The following is a 16,488-nucleotide window of genomic DNA, read 5'->3' as shown; positions in this document are numbered from 1 at the left end:
GGTTTTTTTTATTGTAAAGATGCTGAAATTATCTGCTATCCTGCATTTTCATCCGGCTGAAAGATCCCAAAGGTATTCCCTTCCGTATCCAGAAAATATCCCTGCCAGCAAATTTTAGGAACACCAAATTTAGGTAATGCCACTATGCCTCCTGCACCCAGGATCTTCGCTGCAGCGGCATCAAAATCAGCTACCTCAAAAGAGCAAACAAAGGCGTTTGTACCTTGCCCCGGTGCCGGTGCCGCTACAGGCCGCTGCAAAATGCCGCCCATAGTGCTGCCGGTATTCACCCAGATATACGGGATCGGTACCTGCGGCGCCTGAATCAACTCCCAGCCAAAGATTTTTACATAAAAATCTGCTGCGCGATTAACATCATCTGCCTGTATCTCAAAATAAATATTGTTAGCCATCGTAATTAGTTTATGCTTTTAAAAATTAAAAATCCATTGACAGCGTTCCCGCAAAAACATTATGATCCGAAAAAGGATTGAACGCATAAAATGTACCGGTAAATTTACCAAACAAATATTTAACCATCGGCCCCTTCTGCAAATCCAGCCCCGACTGATACAACCGTGTACGCTGTCCGGAAATGCCTAAAAATAATTTTCGTGTAACCGCATACGTTAGTTCGTTCCAGGAATACAAATAACTTTCATCCTTGCCCTCATAATTGATGATCAGCTCCTGCTCCGAATACAGTGTCAGCTTCCAATAGGTAAGCGTAAATTCCAATGCCGGCGCAAACGCATTTGTTTGCCCTACCACAAAACCTATCATAGGAGCGGCATCCAGTCGCAGCTTATTCCCCACGCCCAGCCAGTAACCCGCAAAGAAAGACGCCGTCCGCACATCTTCATAATTATAACGCGTCTCCGCATGTAACCAGTTATGGTCCACCGAAAACCCGGGCGATAAAATAACCCCTGAATGCGGCGTAACGGTAAACGAACCCGACACCGAAAAACTCCAGGAACTGTCTGCATCCGCTTCCTGCGCCAGCAGCGGCGCACAATCACATAATACCAGCACGGCTGCCAGGAATATGCCCGGTAATATCACGATGGATCTGAACAAGAAAAGGGGATTTTATCTCCCTTAAACCACTCAGTACCATATATTGTTTATCGCCCCGGCCTAAACAATTGCCCCGTACAGGTGTAATCTATATTACCCCTTCATTATTAAATGTTTGTTGCTATGAAAATCCTGAACCCATTATTACTGGTACTGCTGATACTCCCCTTTCGGATACACGCCCAGGAAGATCCGCTGCCATCATGGAACAGCGGCCCTGTCAAAGAACATATCATCGCCTTCGTAACCGCCGTATCCACTGTAGGAAGCCCCGATTTTGTACCGGTAGAAGATCGTATAGCCACCTTCGATAACGACGGTACGCTATGGGCAGAAAAACCGCTCATACAAGGACTTTTTGCCATATTCCGTATCAACAGAATGGTACTCCAGAACCCCTCCCTTAAAACAAAGCAGCCATTCAAAGCCGTTATGGAACACGATAAGCAATATTTCGAAAAAGCAGGCATGCCGGAAATCATGAAACTCTTCGAAGTTACCCACTCCGGCATGACAGCTACCGAATTCAGGAATGAAGTGGCCCTATTCTTCCAGACCGTAAAACACCCCACGCTTAAAACATCCCTCTACCAGGCCGTATACAAGCCACAGCTCGAACTGCTGGAATACCTCCGCATCCATGGCTTTAAAAACTTTGTATGCTCCGGCGGAACGGTAGACTTTATGCGCGTAGTCACAGACACACTCTACAATATCCCTTCGGAACGCGTGATCGGCTCCGAACTAAAATACCAGTACGTCGACAGCGCCGGCGTCAACGACATCATGCGGCTGCCAGGAATGTTTGTTTTCAATGATAAACAGGAAAAACCGGTGAGTATTCAGTATCATATAGGTAAAAGGCCGATCCTGGCCTGCGGCAACGAAGGCGGCGCCGGTGATGTATACATGCTCCGCTTCTGCCAGGGCAACCAGTACAAAACACTACAGCTGATCGTAAATCATGATGATGAAGAAAGAGAATTTTATTACCAGGAAAAAGACAATAAAACACTGAATATGGCCAGACAGTACAATTGGGACGTCATCAGCATGAAAAATGACTGGAATGTCATCTTTCCATGATAAACACTAATATCTGACCTGCAATATTTTTTTCGTATACTCATAACCGGTAGCATAGATTTCGTCGAACCTGCTGAATTCGAACATACCAAATTTACCCAGTCCCGCAGGCTCTATAAACTCATGGCACAACGCTTTATTTTTGAGTACCGATTCCCGTATCGCCAGGTGTAACGTACGCTCCAGGTTAAACAGGAATCCGCCGGAACTATCCAGCGGCACCAACGGGTTTACATGCACCCCGATAATATCCTCATACTTTCCGGCCAGCGGTTCTACCGGCAGATTGCCGGAGAGCCCGCCATCAACGTATTGCACGCCATCCAGCAGGATTGGCTGAAACAACATCGGCACAGACGATGCCGCCAGGACAGCCGGTATCACCGGCCCCCGGTCAAATACCTTCTGCTCCCCGCTGCTGAAATTCGTGGCAGTAATATAAAGCGGCACCTTCAGCTCCTCGAATTGCTGATGACGCAAAGTCTTCTCCAGGACCTCCTGCAATTTCTTCAGGGTCAGCAACCCCAGTTGCCAGTTCTTCCACTGCATAGACAGGCCCAGCTTGAACTCCTTGAATATGGCCCTGATCTCATCCGTGCTATAACCATCACATACCAGTGCTGCTGCAATAGAACCTGCACTGGTGGCAGCTATCGCCGAAGGTAATACCCCGATCTCCTCGTAAGCTCTCAATACGCCCAGGTGCGCATACCCGCGGGCGCCTCCACCCGATAATACAAATGCCCGCTTTTGTGTTTCCATAGTCATTGACCTAAATTAGTTATTCTGCTATAAGATAATTACATTATCTGTAATTCATATATTTACTACAGATTTCCTACAGGGATTATTAATACTTTTGTCGCATGAAAGTGCTTATCATCGAAGATGAACCTGAGCTGAGAACCGCCATACAACAGTACCTGGAACACCAGGGGTTCATCTGTGAAATTGCGATGGATTTCAGGGACGCCATCAATAAGGTCAATGAGTTCGATTATGACTGCATCGTAGCTGATATAGGCCTGCCATTCGGCAGCGGACTGGATGTAGTAAAAGAATTAAAACAGATGAGTTCAACCGCAGGTATTATCATTATATCTGCCAAAGATTCGCTGGAAGATAAACTACATGGACTGGAACTCGGTGCAGACGACTATCTCACCAAACCATTTCATCTTTCCGAGCTGAATGCCCGCATCAATGCCCTGCTGCGTCGCAAAAACTTCGATGGCAACACCCAGATACAATTTAACGAAATCACCATAAAACCGGCCTCCAAAACGGTGATGATCCATGATAAGATGATCACCCTTACCGGCAAGGAATACCAGCTGCTGATCTACCTGATCGCCAACCAGCACCGCGTCATTACGAAGTCGGCCCTGGCCGGGCACCTCTGGGGCGATGCCTACGATCAGGCAGGCTCCTACGACTTCATCTACACACACATAAAAAATTTACGTAAAAAAATGCTGGAAGCCGGCGGCGAAGATTATATCAAAACCGTGTACGGAACCGGCTATCGCTTCGGCTGATCAATAGCTGTATCATGAAACTACTGACACGATCCACTCTTCTCTTTCTCCTGATCATGCTGCCAACATTCGGTGCCGGCGCTTATTACCTGTATAAAAAATTCAACAAGGAAATAAAACATGAAACCGATGAAGAGCTGGTGAACGACAAAATCCAGTGGCTCCGCTACATCGATACCATCAGCGTAAATAACCCTATCCTGCAGGTCCAGACACCCGAATTCAGTCTTGCCCCTACCACCAAAGACGTCCAGTCAAAACATAAACTGAAGGGCATCAAAATCTTTCAGGAACCCGAAAACAGCTATGCACCTTTCCGTCAGCTGACGCAGGTAGTGGACATACACGGCCAGCATTACGAACTTACCCTACGTAAATCACTGATTGAAAAAGATGACCTGCTTAAAAATATTATCTATGTGATGCTGCTGGCATTCGGCGGATTGCTCTTCTTCGTCATACTGTCTAACTTTTTTATCAGCAAAAGAATCTGGCGCCCTTTCTACAACTCGCTGGATAAGCTGCACGGGCTTCAGCTCAGCCAGATGGAAACACCGCAATTTCCGGCCTCAGACACCCATGAATTCAATCAGCTCAATACAGTACTCAACAATATGACTACACGTATTTACCAGGACTATGTGAGCATGAAGGAATTAACCGAAGATGCAGCCCATGAAATGCAGACGCCGCTGGCCATCGTACAAAGCAAGCTGGAACTGCTGATACAGGACCCCGCCCTGACGGAAGAGCAGCTGAAAACCATTGCACAAAGCAGTGATGAACTACAACGCTTATCACGCCTGAACCATAACCTTTTACTGCTGGCCAAAATTGAGAACAATCAGTTTACCAGCACAACTTTAACAGATATTGCAGCTGTTGCAGATAAATACCTGCAGTTGTTTGAAGAATTAATTAAAGAGAAACAGCTCCAGGTAAACGCCACTATCGGCAACGCCCAATGGAAGCTGCATCCTGCGCTCGCCGATATCCTGATCAGCAACCTCCTGGGTAATGCCATCAAATACAACAGAGAAGAAGGTAGTATCCATATCCTGCTGGAAGCAGACAGGCTGGTTATTTCCAACACATCGGATTATCCTGAAATTCCTGCTGCCAACGTATTTCAGCGGTTCAAGAAAAACAACCAGGCCTACTCTAATTCCAATGGTCTTGGCCTCGCCATCTCCAGAAAAATTACAGATACCTGCGGTCTTTCGCTGACGTATAATTATGCAGATGATCAACATATTTTCACGGTAACAGCTACACGTTAAGCTGTTTCCACAGAATTACTCCAAAATCACTTACGTTCTTTGTACCCTAATATGATTTTTCCTATGCAATTGCAAGCAATTACATTGATAGGCCTGACCTGTTTATCGCTGACCGCAGCGGCACAACAGCCAGCACCTAAACCTACAACTGCCCCTGTTAAAGACACGATCACGAAAACCGTGGAACTGGATTCCGTTGTCATCAGCTCCACCCGCAACAACAGCCGGATAGAAAATCTGCCCATGAAAGTAGAAGTACTGGGTAAGGAAGAAATGATCGAGGAAAGTAGTATCAAACCCGGCAACGTAGCAAGTATACTCGGCGACCTCTCTGTCATACATGTACAAAACACCTCTGCCATCAACGGCAATAATGCGATCCGTATGCAGGGCCTGGATGGGAAATATACACAGTTACTCAGGGATGGATTACCTGTCTACGAGGGCCTCAGCGGCAACTTCGGCGTACTGGCCATTCCACCACTCGACCTGAAGCAGATCGAGATCATTAAAGGCTCTGTATCCACGCTCTATGGTGGCGGTGCTATCGCTGGTATGATCAACTTCATCTCCAAAAATCCAGGTGCTAAACCAGAACTCACCATACTGGCCAATACGACCACTCTGAAAGAGAATAACTTCAACGCCTATTACTCCCAGAAATGGGGCAAATTCGGCATGACCTTCTTCGGTGGTACCACCCTTCAAAATCCGGTGGATGTCAATAAAGACGGCTTCAGCGATGTACCACGCATACGTCAGTACGTAGTGCATCCGCGCTTCTTCTGGTATGCCAATCAATATACCACCCTCCAGCTGGGCTATACCGGCACCTTCGAGAAAAGAGAAGGCGGCGATATGCAGGTGCTGGACGGACATCCGGATGCTATCCACGTATATACGGAGGTCAACAACAGCAACCGCAACAGCGTAGATCTGCAGCTGACACGTCGCAACGTGGGTGGTGGCGTCCTCACCATCAAAGGCAATGGCAGCTTCTATAACCTCACCAACACCGAAGGAACTTTTATCCTGACGGGTAAACAGGCCAACAGCTACGTGGAAGCAGCCTATAGCAAGGCTTCTGAAAAGAATGACTTTGTGGCCGGCATCAACAATACCTCCGAAAACTATCGCAGGGGCAACCCGGACAGCTCCCTGATCGGCAACTACTCCTACAATACAACCGGCGCCTTCGTCCAGGATGGCTACCACTTCTCAGATAAATTCATGGCAGAGGCCGGCTTACGTACCGATTACCATAATGTTTTCGGATGGTACGTACTCCCACGACTCGCCCTGATGTATAAGCCAACTGACGATATCAATATCCGCCTCAGTGCCGGTACCGGTTATAAATCTCCGGCTATCTTCACCACCCAAACCCAGACCATCGGCTACAGGTACGTGCTGCCGCTGGCCAATGGTATGAAGTCTGAACGCAGTACCGGCGTGAATTTCGACGGCAACTGGCATACTGAACTCGGCAAGGTGGATATTACGCTCAACCAGGCCTTTTATTATACACATATCAACGATCCTATTCTGCCGGTTGCTGATAAAACCAGACCGGATATGTATGTGCTGCAAAACCAGCCATTTGCTACCAGGAGCCTGGGTACGGACACCTATATACGCATGGAATACAACCACGTAGAACTCTACCTGGGCTATAACCACACTTCCACACGCTATACCGACGACCTGAAAACGCATGTCGCCTTCGCACCGCAGGATAAGTTTGCCGGCACCCTCGCCTATGAACTGAAGGAAAAATGGCGTTTCGGTATCGAAAACAGCTGGATTGGTAATCAATACGATTACAATAATCAAAAGACACCTAACTACTGGTTCTGGGCAGCTATGATTTCCAGGAAAATCGGTGATCATATCACACTCGTGCTGAACGCTGAAAATATCTTCGATGCGCGTCAGGGCAAACACGAAACTTTGTATACCGGAACGGTTTCCAACCCGCAGTTCGTTCCGCTGTGGGGCCCTGTGGACGGCAGAGTTGTCAATTTCTCCGTAAAATTCGATCTCTAAAAAATTTAATCTTAATTTAATCCAACGGTGTACCTTCGCGCGGCAACTTTTTGAGCTAAAATGACACCTAATTTTAAAAGATATTCCGTTTTATTCGGATATGTAGCGCTATTCCTTGTTCTGTCTACATTAGTACGGCTGGCATTGTTAATATGGGCACTTCCCGACGCCGGCCTGAGCTTCGGAGGCATCATCAGTATTTTCGTGAAAGGCTTTGTATTCGACCTGGGCGTATCCCTGTTCTTTACACTGCTCTATTCCCTTTACCTGTTAGTGCTGCCGCAAAGACTCAACAATACTTTGTTCAACAGGATCTTCACTTACAGCGGATTTTTCCTCGCAGTGCTGATCACCATATTTTCTTTTTTTGCAGAATTTACGTTCTGGGGAGAATATTCGGCAAGATTTGATTTTATCGCGGTAGACTACCTGCTGTATACCTACGAAGTAATCAGCAATATTAATCAGTCGTACCCACTGCCGTTACTCATAGGCGGTGTAGTTGGATTCACCGCCCTGGTAACCTGGCTGCTGGCTAAAAGAGGGACTTTTAAAGCCAGTTTCCAATCATATACACCATTCAAAAAACGACTGCTGATGACCGGCGCATTGATTGGTGCCTGTCTGCTGCACGTCTATCTCATCAGCAATACCTGGGCAGAAAGCGGCAAAAACAGGTACCAGCAGGAATTATCAAAAGCAGGTATCTACTCTTTTGTTTCTGCCTATGTCAATAACGAACTGCCATACGATAAATATTACCTGGAAACAGGTAATAGTCAGGCTTTTGCAGATATGCGTTCCTTATTGCAGACACCTGATGCGAAATTCCTGGAAGATGGCAACAGCATCTACAGAAGCATAACTGATACCGCGCAGGTAGTCGGCAAACCTAATGTCATCATGGTGACCATCGAAAGCTTCAGTGCCGACTTCATGGCCCGTTTCGGTAACACACAGGGCATCACACCGGTACTGGACAGCATCGCCAAACAAAGTATCCTGTTTACCAACCTGTATGCTACCGGCACACGCACCGTAAGAGGCATGGAAGCCCTTACCCTGGCCGTTCCGCCAACACCTGGACAGAGTATCGTCAGAAGAAAAAATAACGAAGGACTGTTTTCACTGAGCACCATTTTTGAACAGGCAGGCTACGACCGTACCTTCTTCTATGGCGGCGATGGCTACTTCGATAATATGAACCAGTTCTTTGGTAATAATGGCTTCGATATAATGGACAGACTGCGTCACCGCTTCGTTGGCGACCAGTTCCCGACGAAACGTACCAACTACCCGGATAGCGCCGTTCATTTCGAAAACGCCTGGGGTATCTGTGATGAAGATATCTACACCGGCGTTATTAAAAATGCTGACGAGAAATATGCCGCCGGCAAACCTTTCTTCGACTTCGTGATGACCGTGTCTAACCACCGTCCGTTTACATATCCTGAAGGTAAAATCGATATCCCGTCGCATACCAGCAGAGAAGGTGCCGTGAAGTATACCGATTATGCCATCGGCGATTTCCTGCACCGTATCAAAGACAAGCCATGGTTTAAAAATACCATCATTATTTTTGTGGCAGACCATTGCGCCAGCAGTGCAGGTAAGAACGAAATTGAAGTAAGCAAATACCATATTCCGTGTATGCTGTATAATGTGCCAGGACAAGCACCAACAGAGATTCCAGCCATGTGCTCACAGCTGGATATTTATCCTACCCTGTTAGGACTCCTTCACTGGTCATACAATACAAACCTCTATGGCCAGAACGTATTGGCGGCAGACTACAAACCAAGAGCCATGATCAGCACCTATCAGCTGCTGGGTTACCTGGAACCGGGAAAACTGGTGATCCTTAGCCCGCAACGTAAGGCACAATCATTCAACGTGAAAGCCGAAACCGGCGACCTGCAGGCAATTACAGCAGACAGCGCCATGATCCGCAAAGCAGTGGCTAACTACCAGACAGCCTATTCGCTGTTTAAAACAGGTGGTATGCGAAAAAAATAACATTGACCATTTTTAAATAGAAAAAAGGCTGATCCTGTGTACAGGTCAGCCTTTTTTTTGTTCCGTGACTTCTGCACAACTTACGCACCGGAGATGTGCAATAAAAAAAGTTGGAAGTGATTGTATTTTTAGTAAATTTATCCTCCCAAGGAAACCACAAGACTATTTACTAAGGAAACCACAAGACATTTAGCAAGGATTCTAAGAAATAATTCCCCGCATAACTCATTGCCTCCTGTTTAGGGTGTATCAGACAAACTTGACAAATAATTTTCCCAGTGTTTAGGGCAAATGTCACAATACGCTGCCATGTTGCGGCCGTGATTGCTTTTGATTGAAAAACCAGAGCCTTTATTCAACTAAAACCAAATCGCTCATGCTGGCTTCAACCGTACCTGCATTGCTACCCATGGCTGTAGCGGAAGAAGAAATTGCGGAAATTGCTGACCTACAGCTGAAGTTAACGCAGCTCAACAGTATCATGGACACCTTATGTTCCATGCATCAGACAATGGCGCTGCACCGAAACCCCGGTTCCACGCTGGAAACCTTTCTGTATAACCTGATGAGTATTACTGAAAGCGAATGTGGTTTTGTAGGCGAAGTGAAATCCGATGGTACCCTCTTTCCTTCCATTATCACGCATGCCATCAGCCATGCAAACTGGGTCCGTGATATGAAAAAGAAATTCGGAAAGGAACAGGACAACGGCCTCCGGTTCCTCCAGATGGAAACCCTCGCCAGGCAAGTCATCAAAACTGAATTACCCATCCTGAACAACAATCCGCTCCCCGATGAACAGTCGATGGAGTTTGCTGACCATATCCCAAGACTACGCTCCTTTATTGGAATTCCTGTTCTTTACGACAAACAGCTGATCGGTATCATAGGGCTGGGAAATAAGCCTGGAGGCTATTCTACCACCACCTATGATATCCTGAAGCCCCTTGTTCAAACCTATGCCATTTTGCTTTTCGCCAACAACCAGGAAAAAGAACGCAACCGCATCGAAAAAGCAAATCGCCGCATGACGTCTGACCTGGAAGCACTGGTAACCACCCTGGACGATATCGTATTCGAACTCAATGAAAACAAAATCTTTACTAAAGTATGGTGCAACAATGAACGCCTGCTATTCAAACCTAAAGACCAGGTACTGAACAGACCAATCACGGAAGTGATGGGTGAACTCGCCACCATCTTCGACTCACTCGCTGATACCGTATTAGGTACCGGAGAACCAATGGAATATGAATATAAAGATATCCGCCAGGATATAAATAACTGGTACCGCATGAAGATGTCGCTCATAACAGCCGATCATCCCGATGCACCCAAACGCCTGCTTATCCTGGTAAAAAATATCAGCAGACGTAAGATGGACGAACTGGCCCTTCAACAGGCTAAAGCTGAACTGGAAAGAAATAATCATCTCCTCAATATCAGCCAGCAAATGGGCGCCATCGGTGGATGGGAATTCAATACCGCCACCAGTGAACTCTTCTGGACCAAACAAATCTATGATCTCAGGGAAGTACCCTACGATCATCCGATATCCCTGGCTACCTGCTCCATATTCTATCATCCGGACGACAGGGCCATATTTGAAGAACACAGAAAAAACCTCTTTGAAAACCATAAATCCTATTGCCTCGAATTACGCCACGTATCTGCCAATGGCACACCTACATGGGTAAAAACCGTTGGCATGCCGATCTTTACCAATGGCAAAATCTCCCACTTCAGGGGTATCATTATGGATATCACCAACCAGAAAGTAACAGAACTGGAACTGGTGAAAGCAAAAGAATTTGCAGAAAAAGCCGCCACTTCCCGCAGTGAGTTCCTTTCCGTGATGAGCCATGAAATCCGTACGCCCCTAAACGCTATTATCGGTATAGCAGGCATCCTGGAAGATAACCACCACGCAGATAATACAGAGGTGGTCCATAGCCTGCAATTTTCCGCAAATCACCTGCTGGGACTTATCAACGACATTCTTGATTTTAGTAAGATAGAAGCCGGGAAGATAGAACTGGAACACATACCTGTCAATCTCAATCAGCTGATACATGGTATTGCCGGCAATTTCCAGCCACTCGCCAAAGGCAAAGGCATCAAACTGTTTACAGCACTGGACCACGAGCTGCCGCCAATGATCCTCGGCGATCCTGTAAGACTCTCACAGATACTGAATAACCTCGTCAACAACGCCATCAAATTTACTTCCAAAGGCTCCGTCTGCATTGAAGTGCACCAGGAAGAACGACATGGCAACAGAATACATATCTGCTTCACGGTACGTGATACTGGTATCGGCATCCCTGCGGCACTGCACGACCGTATTTTTGAAACCTTCTCCCAGGCAGATGCAGCTACCGCCAGACAACATGGTGGCACAGGCCTCGGACTTGCCATCACCAAAAAACTGGTGGAAATACAACGCGGACATATCACGCTGGACAGTGCTCCCGGTAAAGGCAGTGCCTTTTCCTTTACACTGGGATTCGAAATACCTGTTGCACATCCGGTTGAACTCCGCTGTAAACAGTGGGCGCCAGGCTTCCTCGAAGGTATGAACCTGCTGGTCGTAGAAGATAATATTATCAACATCCGCATACTGGAAATGCAGCTTAAAAAATCAGGTGCAGGCGTTACGACAGCCACCAATGGCAAACAAGCCCTGGAAAGGCTAAAAGAACAAACTTTTGATGGTATCATCCTCGATCTGCATATGCCGGAAATGAATGGTTATGAAGCCATCCCACATATCAAAATGATCCAGCCCGATGCGTTTATCATTGTGCTGACCGCGGATATTATGCCGGAAGTAGCAGAAAAATTATCTATGCTGCATGTCACCGACTTACTGCCGAAACCTTATGCTGCCGCAGATTTGTATAAAGCATTAGCACACCATTATGCGTAATAAATAGTTGCCAAAGGCAGATGGCGCGGCCCCGCCGGGGCCGCGCCATCTGCCTTTATACCCGCCGCCTCCGGCGGCGGGTATAAAGGCACTAAAATTATCACCGGCATACTTCAAAAATCAAAACCGGTACCCTTACCATCTTCCCCCACCCATTACCTTCGCCCCTCACCTAACTCCCGGATATGCAAACATCACTATCGGTGCGCGATCAGCAGGTCATCTGGCATCCGTACACACAGATGCAGACAGCACCACCACCTATCGCCATCCTACGTGGTGAAGGCGCCCTCCTTTTCGATGAACAGGGCAATAGCTTTATTGACGCCACTTCCAGCTGGTGGGTAAATATTCACGGACACGCACATCCGCATATTGCCGCCAAACTGGCGCAACAGGCCTATGAGCTACAGCATGTGATTTTCTCAGGGTTTACGCACCCCGCCGCCGTAGAACTCGCAGAACGTTTACTTCCCATATTACCCGGGCAACAGCAACGGGTTTTCTATTCTGATAATGGTTCCACCGCCGTAGAAGTAGCACTGAAAATGGCCCTCCAGTACTGGGATAACCAGGGACAGCGAAGGAATAAATTCCTTGCCTTCAAAAATGCCTACCATGGCGACACTTTCGGCGCCATGAGTGTCAGCGGCCGTAGTGTTTTCACCAGGGTATTTGATGAACTGCTGTTTGAAGTAGTGTTTATAGATCTTCCCACAGCGGAGAATCTGCCGGAGCTGGTACGCCAGATAGAAAGCATCGGCGTGGGAAATATAGCGGCGTTCATCTTTGAGCCACTGGTACAGGGCGCCGGCGGCATGCTGATGTACGAGGCAGCACCGCTCGATAAACTGCTGGAATACTGTAAATCACAAAATATCCTGCTGATCGCAGATGAAGTAATGACGGGATTTGGTCGTACAGGGAAAAATTTCGCGATGGAAAACTGTACTACTACGCCGGATATGATCTGTTTGTCGAAAGGCCTTACCGGTGGCAGTATGGCACTCGGAGTTACTACCTGCACTACAGCTATCTACGAGGCATTCCTATCGAACGACAAGTTGAAAACGCTCTTCCATGGCCACTCTTTCACTGCCAACCCGCTGGCCTGCTCTGTAGCGCTGGCCAGTCTGGATATATTCCTGGACCCGGCCTGTACCGCCAACCGCCAGCGGATACAACATGCCCATACACAATTCATGCAGCAGCTGCAGCAATATCCGCAAATAAAAAACACAAGACTGCAAGGCACCATTATCGCATTTGATATTATTACTAATAACGCCGACGGATATACGAATAATATTGCGGCCATGTTGCATAGCTATTTCCGGGAATGCAGGGTGATGTTGCGGCCACTGGGCAATACGCTCTATATCCTGCCACCATACTGCATTACAGACCTTCAGCTGGAAACGGTTTACCAGTCGGTGATTACGCTGATAGCATCTCACTTGAAATAAAAAAGAGGCTGTATCAAAAGCTAATATCGGGCGAAAGCCCCCCGCGCGGCGCGGAACCCAACCAATCGATACCGAAGGTATCGATTGCAAATCCAACTTTGGTAAAACATACCTTGGTCAGATCATTTACTGGGAATATTACTATTGAAACAGCCTCTTTATAAACTATTTTTCTGTACTTACTTAACAGGAATGGCAACTTTTGCTTCATCCCATGCAATGTCAAGGGATTTAGGCCCAACAGTGTAAGTCAGTTTCTCAACTGGTGCTTTCACTTTTTCCAAAGGCACTGTTACTTCCAGTACATTTTTGTCCTTGATTTTATCATAGCTGTACGCGCCCCACTGCTTCAGGGTGCTGTTCAGGATGATTGTCCATTCTTTCGGTTCCGGAATGACAAACAGGGTGTAAGTACCTGCTTTTACAGGCTTACCACCAAAAGTCATGTCTTTTGCGAATGTGATTTCAGTAGCTTCGTCGGCACCGGCACGCCATACCTTACCGAATGGTTCCAGTTTGCCAAAAATTTCCCTGCCATTTTTGGATGGCTGACCGTACACTACTTTTATATCTTTACCTTCTGCGGTAACGTGTGGACTTTTACGCTGTTCCTGCTGAGCGAATGCTACAGTAGCAGTTGCAGTAAAAAAAGCTGCCATTAAGAATTTTTTCATTTGATTCGTGTTATTGTGTTAGAATAAGAGGATGAACCAATTTAGATATTAACAAGAATAAATATCTGTCATTTCTGATTAATGGTAAAATAACTCCACCAATTTAATGGGTTATTTTCCTTCACAAAGCTGACTTAATGTTGTAAGTCCCTGGTCCATAGCAGGTCCAAAGATTTTATCAGCCATAAATCCCCTCAGTTTCCACCACGGGAGCATTCCCAGATGGGTTTGCATATGCCAGAAGATAGCGGTTGCTTTGCCGTCGGCGGTAGGTTTCAACTCAATACCGGCATCTACCGGCTTCATATTTTTGACATCCATGGAATAATGGATACCTTTTTTAGGATCACTATCCAGGATGGTAACTTTTCCACTGCTGTGGCTACCTTCCCAGGTATACCAGGCGCCGGTACCACTTGTTTGCTGTGAGAATTGTATGGTGGCGGTACTATCGGGCTTAAACCAGGGATTCCATGGCGCCCAGGCTTTCAGGTCACCGATATGCGCATACACTACATCAATAGGGGCCTGGATCACTCCTGTACGTTCCACCACCGCTGTTGACGGAAGCAGTAAGGAGCCAAGGAACATCAGGCTTCCAAAAACGATAACACTGATAATTCCTAACTTAATAAATCTCATAATTTATCTTTTTGTTGCTAATCGGGAGAGGTTACTCAGCCCTTTTTCAAAATCCTTCCCTATCCATTTATCCAGCATCAGTCCTACCAGCTTACGGACCGGGTGCTGGCCCATATCCGTAACGGATCCCCAGGTCACCAAAGTACCGCCGGGAGCCGGTTCGAAACGGAAATAGCCCTTAGCTACTCCCATATTCATAAAATCTGTTTCTGTAGAGATAGATTGATTTTCCTTTGATGCGGTAATGACTACGCTTCCCCTGCCTATTTTCCGGTCTTTGCTGTCCCAGGTATAACCTGCCCCGGCGCCGCTGTCCTTCTCACCATAGGTGATCTTTACATTCGGGTCTATCTCTTTCCAGGGCGACCATAATTCCCAGTTCTTTATGACATTAACGAAAGGGAATATACGCTCGGGAGGAGCTGGTATCAGCAAAACACGCTCTACTTTCACCGAAGATGACAATAACATACTGAACACGAACAACGCCAGTATCAGTACGATCAATGCACCCAGGATAATAAAAAAGGCTTGCATCGGAAGGGTTTTAGAATAACAAAGCTAACAAAAGCCTGGCTACTCCCACCTAAATACTTTTACGGCTACCGCATAAACGATAATGCCCCACAGTGCCAGAATGCCGATGTCTGTACCAACATTCCACAGGTGCTTACCTTCGTACGCTACTTCACGCAAGGCGTCCGCCAGGTAAGTCAGGGGCATAATTTTACAAATAGGCTGTAACCAGCCAGGGAATGAATCTATTGGGAAGAATGTACCCGCCAGCAGGAATTGTGGCAGGGTAATGATGTTGGCGAATAAAGGAATCGTGCTTTCTGTTCTGGCGATACCACTTACGATAAAGCCAAAGCCCAGGAAAACAATCAGTCCGAAGGCGGATAATACCAGCATTTCCAGGAAGGTCACAAATCCGTTTACGAGCGTAAAACCGAATGCAAAGTGCCCCAGGGCAATGATGATCACGGAACTGATCAGCTGAAACAACGTGCGGCTCAAGCCTTCCGCGAAAAGTATATACCCTCTTTTGATAGGCGTTGCAAAGAAACGTTTCAGCACCAGCGTCTGACGTAATCCGTAAAACAGAAAGGCGGTGGTAAATACGGCGCCGCTCATCAGGGCAAAGCCCAGCTGGCCCGGCAGGATAAAGTCGATCGTTTTATAAATACGACCCGGCACCTCTTCCGGGATGATGGTCGCCACGGAAGGCCTTGGATATTCCTGGCTGTCCATACGGCCTATAACACCCCTCAGTGCTGCTACCAGGATGCCTCTTTTGTTGGCATCGGTAGCCGTGGAGGTTTTCACGTGAACATCATATTTCACGTGCCCTTCGGCATCCGGTTTGGATTCAATATTAAGAATAGCTACATAATTGCCTTTTTTGAGGTTTTCCGCCATTTCCGCATCACTGGCATCCGTGATCAGCTTCAATGTCTTGTTGGTTTCCAACGACTTATAGAATGCTGTATTGATATCCGTATGACGATCTACCCCTACTTTTATGGAAACAGTGCTGTTTCCGATAAATCCAAACACAAGGATAAATACCAGCGGAAAGGCCAGACTGAATACTACAGAAGACGGACTTCTGAAAGTAGCTCTCAGGCTTCCTTTTGTAATGGCAAACATGGCTCTCCACTGACTGTACTTAGCTCCGTTCATCTGATCTGCTTTTTTTAAAAAACCGCGTAAAACTACATAAAAAGAATT

At 46.9% G+C, this 16,488-nt stretch carries 14 protein-coding genes; 7 read left to right on the top strand and 7 right to left on the bottom strand.

Going from position 1 to position 16,488, the window contains the following annotated elements; genetic code table 11:
* Positions 1-35 precede the first annotated feature (35 nt).
* Both F3J22_RS11165 and F3J22_RS11160 read right to left on the bottom strand, forming a co-directional pair.
* Positions 36-413: a VOC family protein gene (locus tag F3J22_RS11165; protein WP_167017099.1), complete on the bottom strand. Its 378-nt coding sequence runs from the start codon at positions 411-413 to the stop codon at positions 36-38.
* Positions 414-438: 25 nt separating this feature from the next.
* Positions 439-1,080, bottom strand: a complete 642-nt coding sequence (locus F3J22_RS11160; protein ID WP_167017097.1) for a hypothetical protein — start codon at positions 1,078-1,080, stop codon at positions 439-441.
* Positions 1,081-1,203: 123 nt separating this feature from the next.
* On the opposite strand from F3J22_RS11160, the gene F3J22_RS11155 reads away from it, so the two are divergent.
* Positions 1,204-2,166, top strand: a complete 963-nt coding sequence (locus F3J22_RS11155) for an HAD family hydrolase (RefSeq protein WP_167017095.1) — start codon at positions 1,204-1,206, stop codon at positions 2,164-2,166.
* Between the two features lie 6 nt (positions 2,167-2,172).
* Here F3J22_RS11155 and F3J22_RS11150 read toward each other — a convergent pair whose 3' ends face one another.
* Positions 2,173-2,928 (bottom strand): patatin-like phospholipase family protein, encoded by a 756-nt coding sequence (locus tag F3J22_RS11150; RefSeq protein ID WP_167017093.1) that lies wholly within the window; start codon positions 2,926-2,928, stop codon positions 2,173-2,175.
* A gap of 104 nt (positions 2,929-3,032) precedes the next feature.
* Between F3J22_RS11150 and F3J22_RS11145 the strand changes: the two genes are divergently transcribed.
* The 6 genes from F3J22_RS11145 to bioA all read left to right on the top strand — a co-directional run bounded on the left by F3J22_RS11145 (position 3,033) and on the right by bioA (position 13,441).
* Complete coding sequence (locus F3J22_RS11145; RefSeq protein WP_167017091.1) at positions 3,033-3,704, top strand: response regulator transcription factor; 672 nt, start codon at positions 3,033-3,035, stop codon at positions 3,702-3,704.
* 14 nt (positions 3,705-3,718) lie between these two features.
* The gene (locus F3J22_RS11140) at positions 3,719-4,984 is read left to right on the top strand and encodes a HAMP domain-containing sensor histidine kinase (protein ID WP_167017089.1); all 1,266 of its coding nucleotides are present in this window, start codon (positions 3,719-3,721) and stop codon (positions 4,982-4,984) included.
* Between the two features lie 63 nt (positions 4,985-5,047).
* Positions 5,048-7,030, top strand: coding sequence for a TonB-dependent siderophore receptor (locus tag F3J22_RS11135; protein ID WP_167017087.1), 1,983 nt, complete (start codon positions 5,048-5,050; stop codon positions 7,028-7,030).
* 60 nt (positions 7,031-7,090) lie between these two features.
* Positions 7,091-9,046 (top strand): LTA synthase family protein, encoded by a 1,956-nt coding sequence (locus tag F3J22_RS11130; protein ID WP_167017085.1) that lies wholly within the window; start codon positions 7,091-7,093, stop codon positions 9,044-9,046.
* 376 nt (positions 9,047-9,422) lie between these two features.
* Positions 9,423-11,975, top strand: coding sequence for an ATP-binding protein (locus F3J22_RS11125; RefSeq protein ID WP_167017083.1), 2,553 nt, complete (start codon positions 9,423-9,425; stop codon positions 11,973-11,975).
* A 185-nt stretch (positions 11,976-12,160) separates the two neighbouring features.
* Complete coding sequence (gene bioA, locus F3J22_RS11120; RefSeq protein ID WP_167017081.1) at positions 12,161-13,441, top strand: adenosylmethionine--8-amino-7-oxononanoate transaminase; 1,281 nt, start codon at positions 12,161-12,163, stop codon at positions 13,439-13,441.
* Positions 13,442-13,620: 179 nt separating this feature from the next.
* Here the strand turns inward: bioA and F3J22_RS11115 are convergent, their stop codons facing one another.
* From F3J22_RS11115 to F3J22_RS11100, 4 genes are all read right to left on the bottom strand, one after another.
* The gene (locus F3J22_RS11115) at positions 13,621-14,115 is read right to left on the bottom strand and encodes a DUF2911 domain-containing protein (RefSeq protein WP_167017079.1); all 495 of its coding nucleotides are present in this window, start codon (positions 14,113-14,115) and stop codon (positions 13,621-13,623) included.
* A gap of 111 nt (positions 14,116-14,226) precedes the next feature.
* Entirely contained in the window at positions 14,227-14,757 is a 531-nt protein-coding gene (locus tag F3J22_RS11110; RefSeq protein ID WP_167017077.1) for an SRPBCC family protein, read from the bottom strand.
* A 3-nt stretch (positions 14,758-14,760) separates the two neighbouring features.
* Complete coding sequence (locus F3J22_RS11105) at positions 14,761-15,294, bottom strand: SRPBCC family protein (RefSeq protein WP_167017075.1); 534 nt, start codon at positions 15,292-15,294, stop codon at positions 14,761-14,763.
* A 39-nt stretch (positions 15,295-15,333) separates the two neighbouring features.
* A complete protein-coding gene (locus F3J22_RS11100) occupies positions 15,334-16,440 on the bottom strand; it encodes an ABC transporter permease (protein ID WP_167017073.1) in 1,107 nt (368 codons plus the stop codon).
* Positions 16,441-16,488: the final 48 nt, after the last annotated feature.

Source organism: Chitinophaga sp. Cy-1792, from assembly GCF_011752935.1.
Lineage (GTDB): Bacteria > Bacteroidota > Bacteroidia > Chitinophagales > Chitinophagaceae > Chitinophaga.
Note: the sequence above shows the minus strand (reverse complement) of the source record. Positions and strands in the feature narration are given on the sequence as shown.

Bases quoted from the DNA above. Each gene is read 5' to 3' on its own strand.
- F3J22_RS11165 (WP_167017099.1), bottom strand. From the start codon at position 413: ATGGCTAACAATATTTATTTTGAGATACAGGCAGATGATGTTAATCGC.
- F3J22_RS11155 (WP_167017095.1), top strand. From the start codon at position 1,204: ATGAAAATCCTGAACCCATTATTACTGGTACTGCTGATACTCCCCTTT.
- F3J22_RS11150 (WP_167017093.1), bottom strand. From the start codon at position 2,928: ATGGAAACACAAAAGCGGGCATTTGTATTATCGGGTGGAGGCGCCCGC.
- F3J22_RS11145 (WP_167017091.1), top strand. From the start codon at position 3,033: ATGAAAGTGCTTATCATCGAAGATGAACCTGAGCTGAGAACCGCCATA.
- F3J22_RS11140 (WP_167017089.1), top strand. From the start codon at position 3,719: ATGAAACTACTGACACGATCCACTCTTCTCTTTCTCCTGATCATGCTG.
- F3J22_RS11135 (WP_167017087.1), top strand. From the start codon at position 5,048: ATGCAATTGCAAGCAATTACATTGATAGGCCTGACCTGTTTATCGCTG.
- F3J22_RS11130 (WP_167017085.1), top strand. From the start codon at position 7,091: ATGACACCTAATTTTAAAAGATATTCCGTTTTATTCGGATATGTAGCG.
- F3J22_RS11125 (WP_167017083.1), top strand. From the start codon at position 9,423: ATGCTGGCTTCAACCGTACCTGCATTGCTACCCATGGCTGTAGCGGAA.
- bioA (WP_167017081.1), top strand. From the start codon at position 12,161: ATGCAAACATCACTATCGGTGCGCGATCAGCAGGTCATCTGGCATCCG.
- F3J22_RS11115 (WP_167017079.1), bottom strand. From the start codon at position 14,115: ATGAAAAAATTCTTAATGGCAGCTTTTTTTACTGCAACTGCTACTGTA.
- F3J22_RS11110 (WP_167017077.1), bottom strand. From the start codon at position 14,757: ATGAGATTTATTAAGTTAGGAATTATCAGTGTTATCGTTTTTGGAAGC.
- F3J22_RS11105 (WP_167017075.1), bottom strand. From the start codon at position 15,294: ATGCAAGCCTTTTTTATTATCCTGGGTGCATTGATCGTACTGATACTG.
- F3J22_RS11100 (WP_167017073.1), bottom strand. From the start codon at position 16,440: ATGAACGGAGCTAAGTACAGTCAGTGGAGAGCCATGTTTGCCATTACA.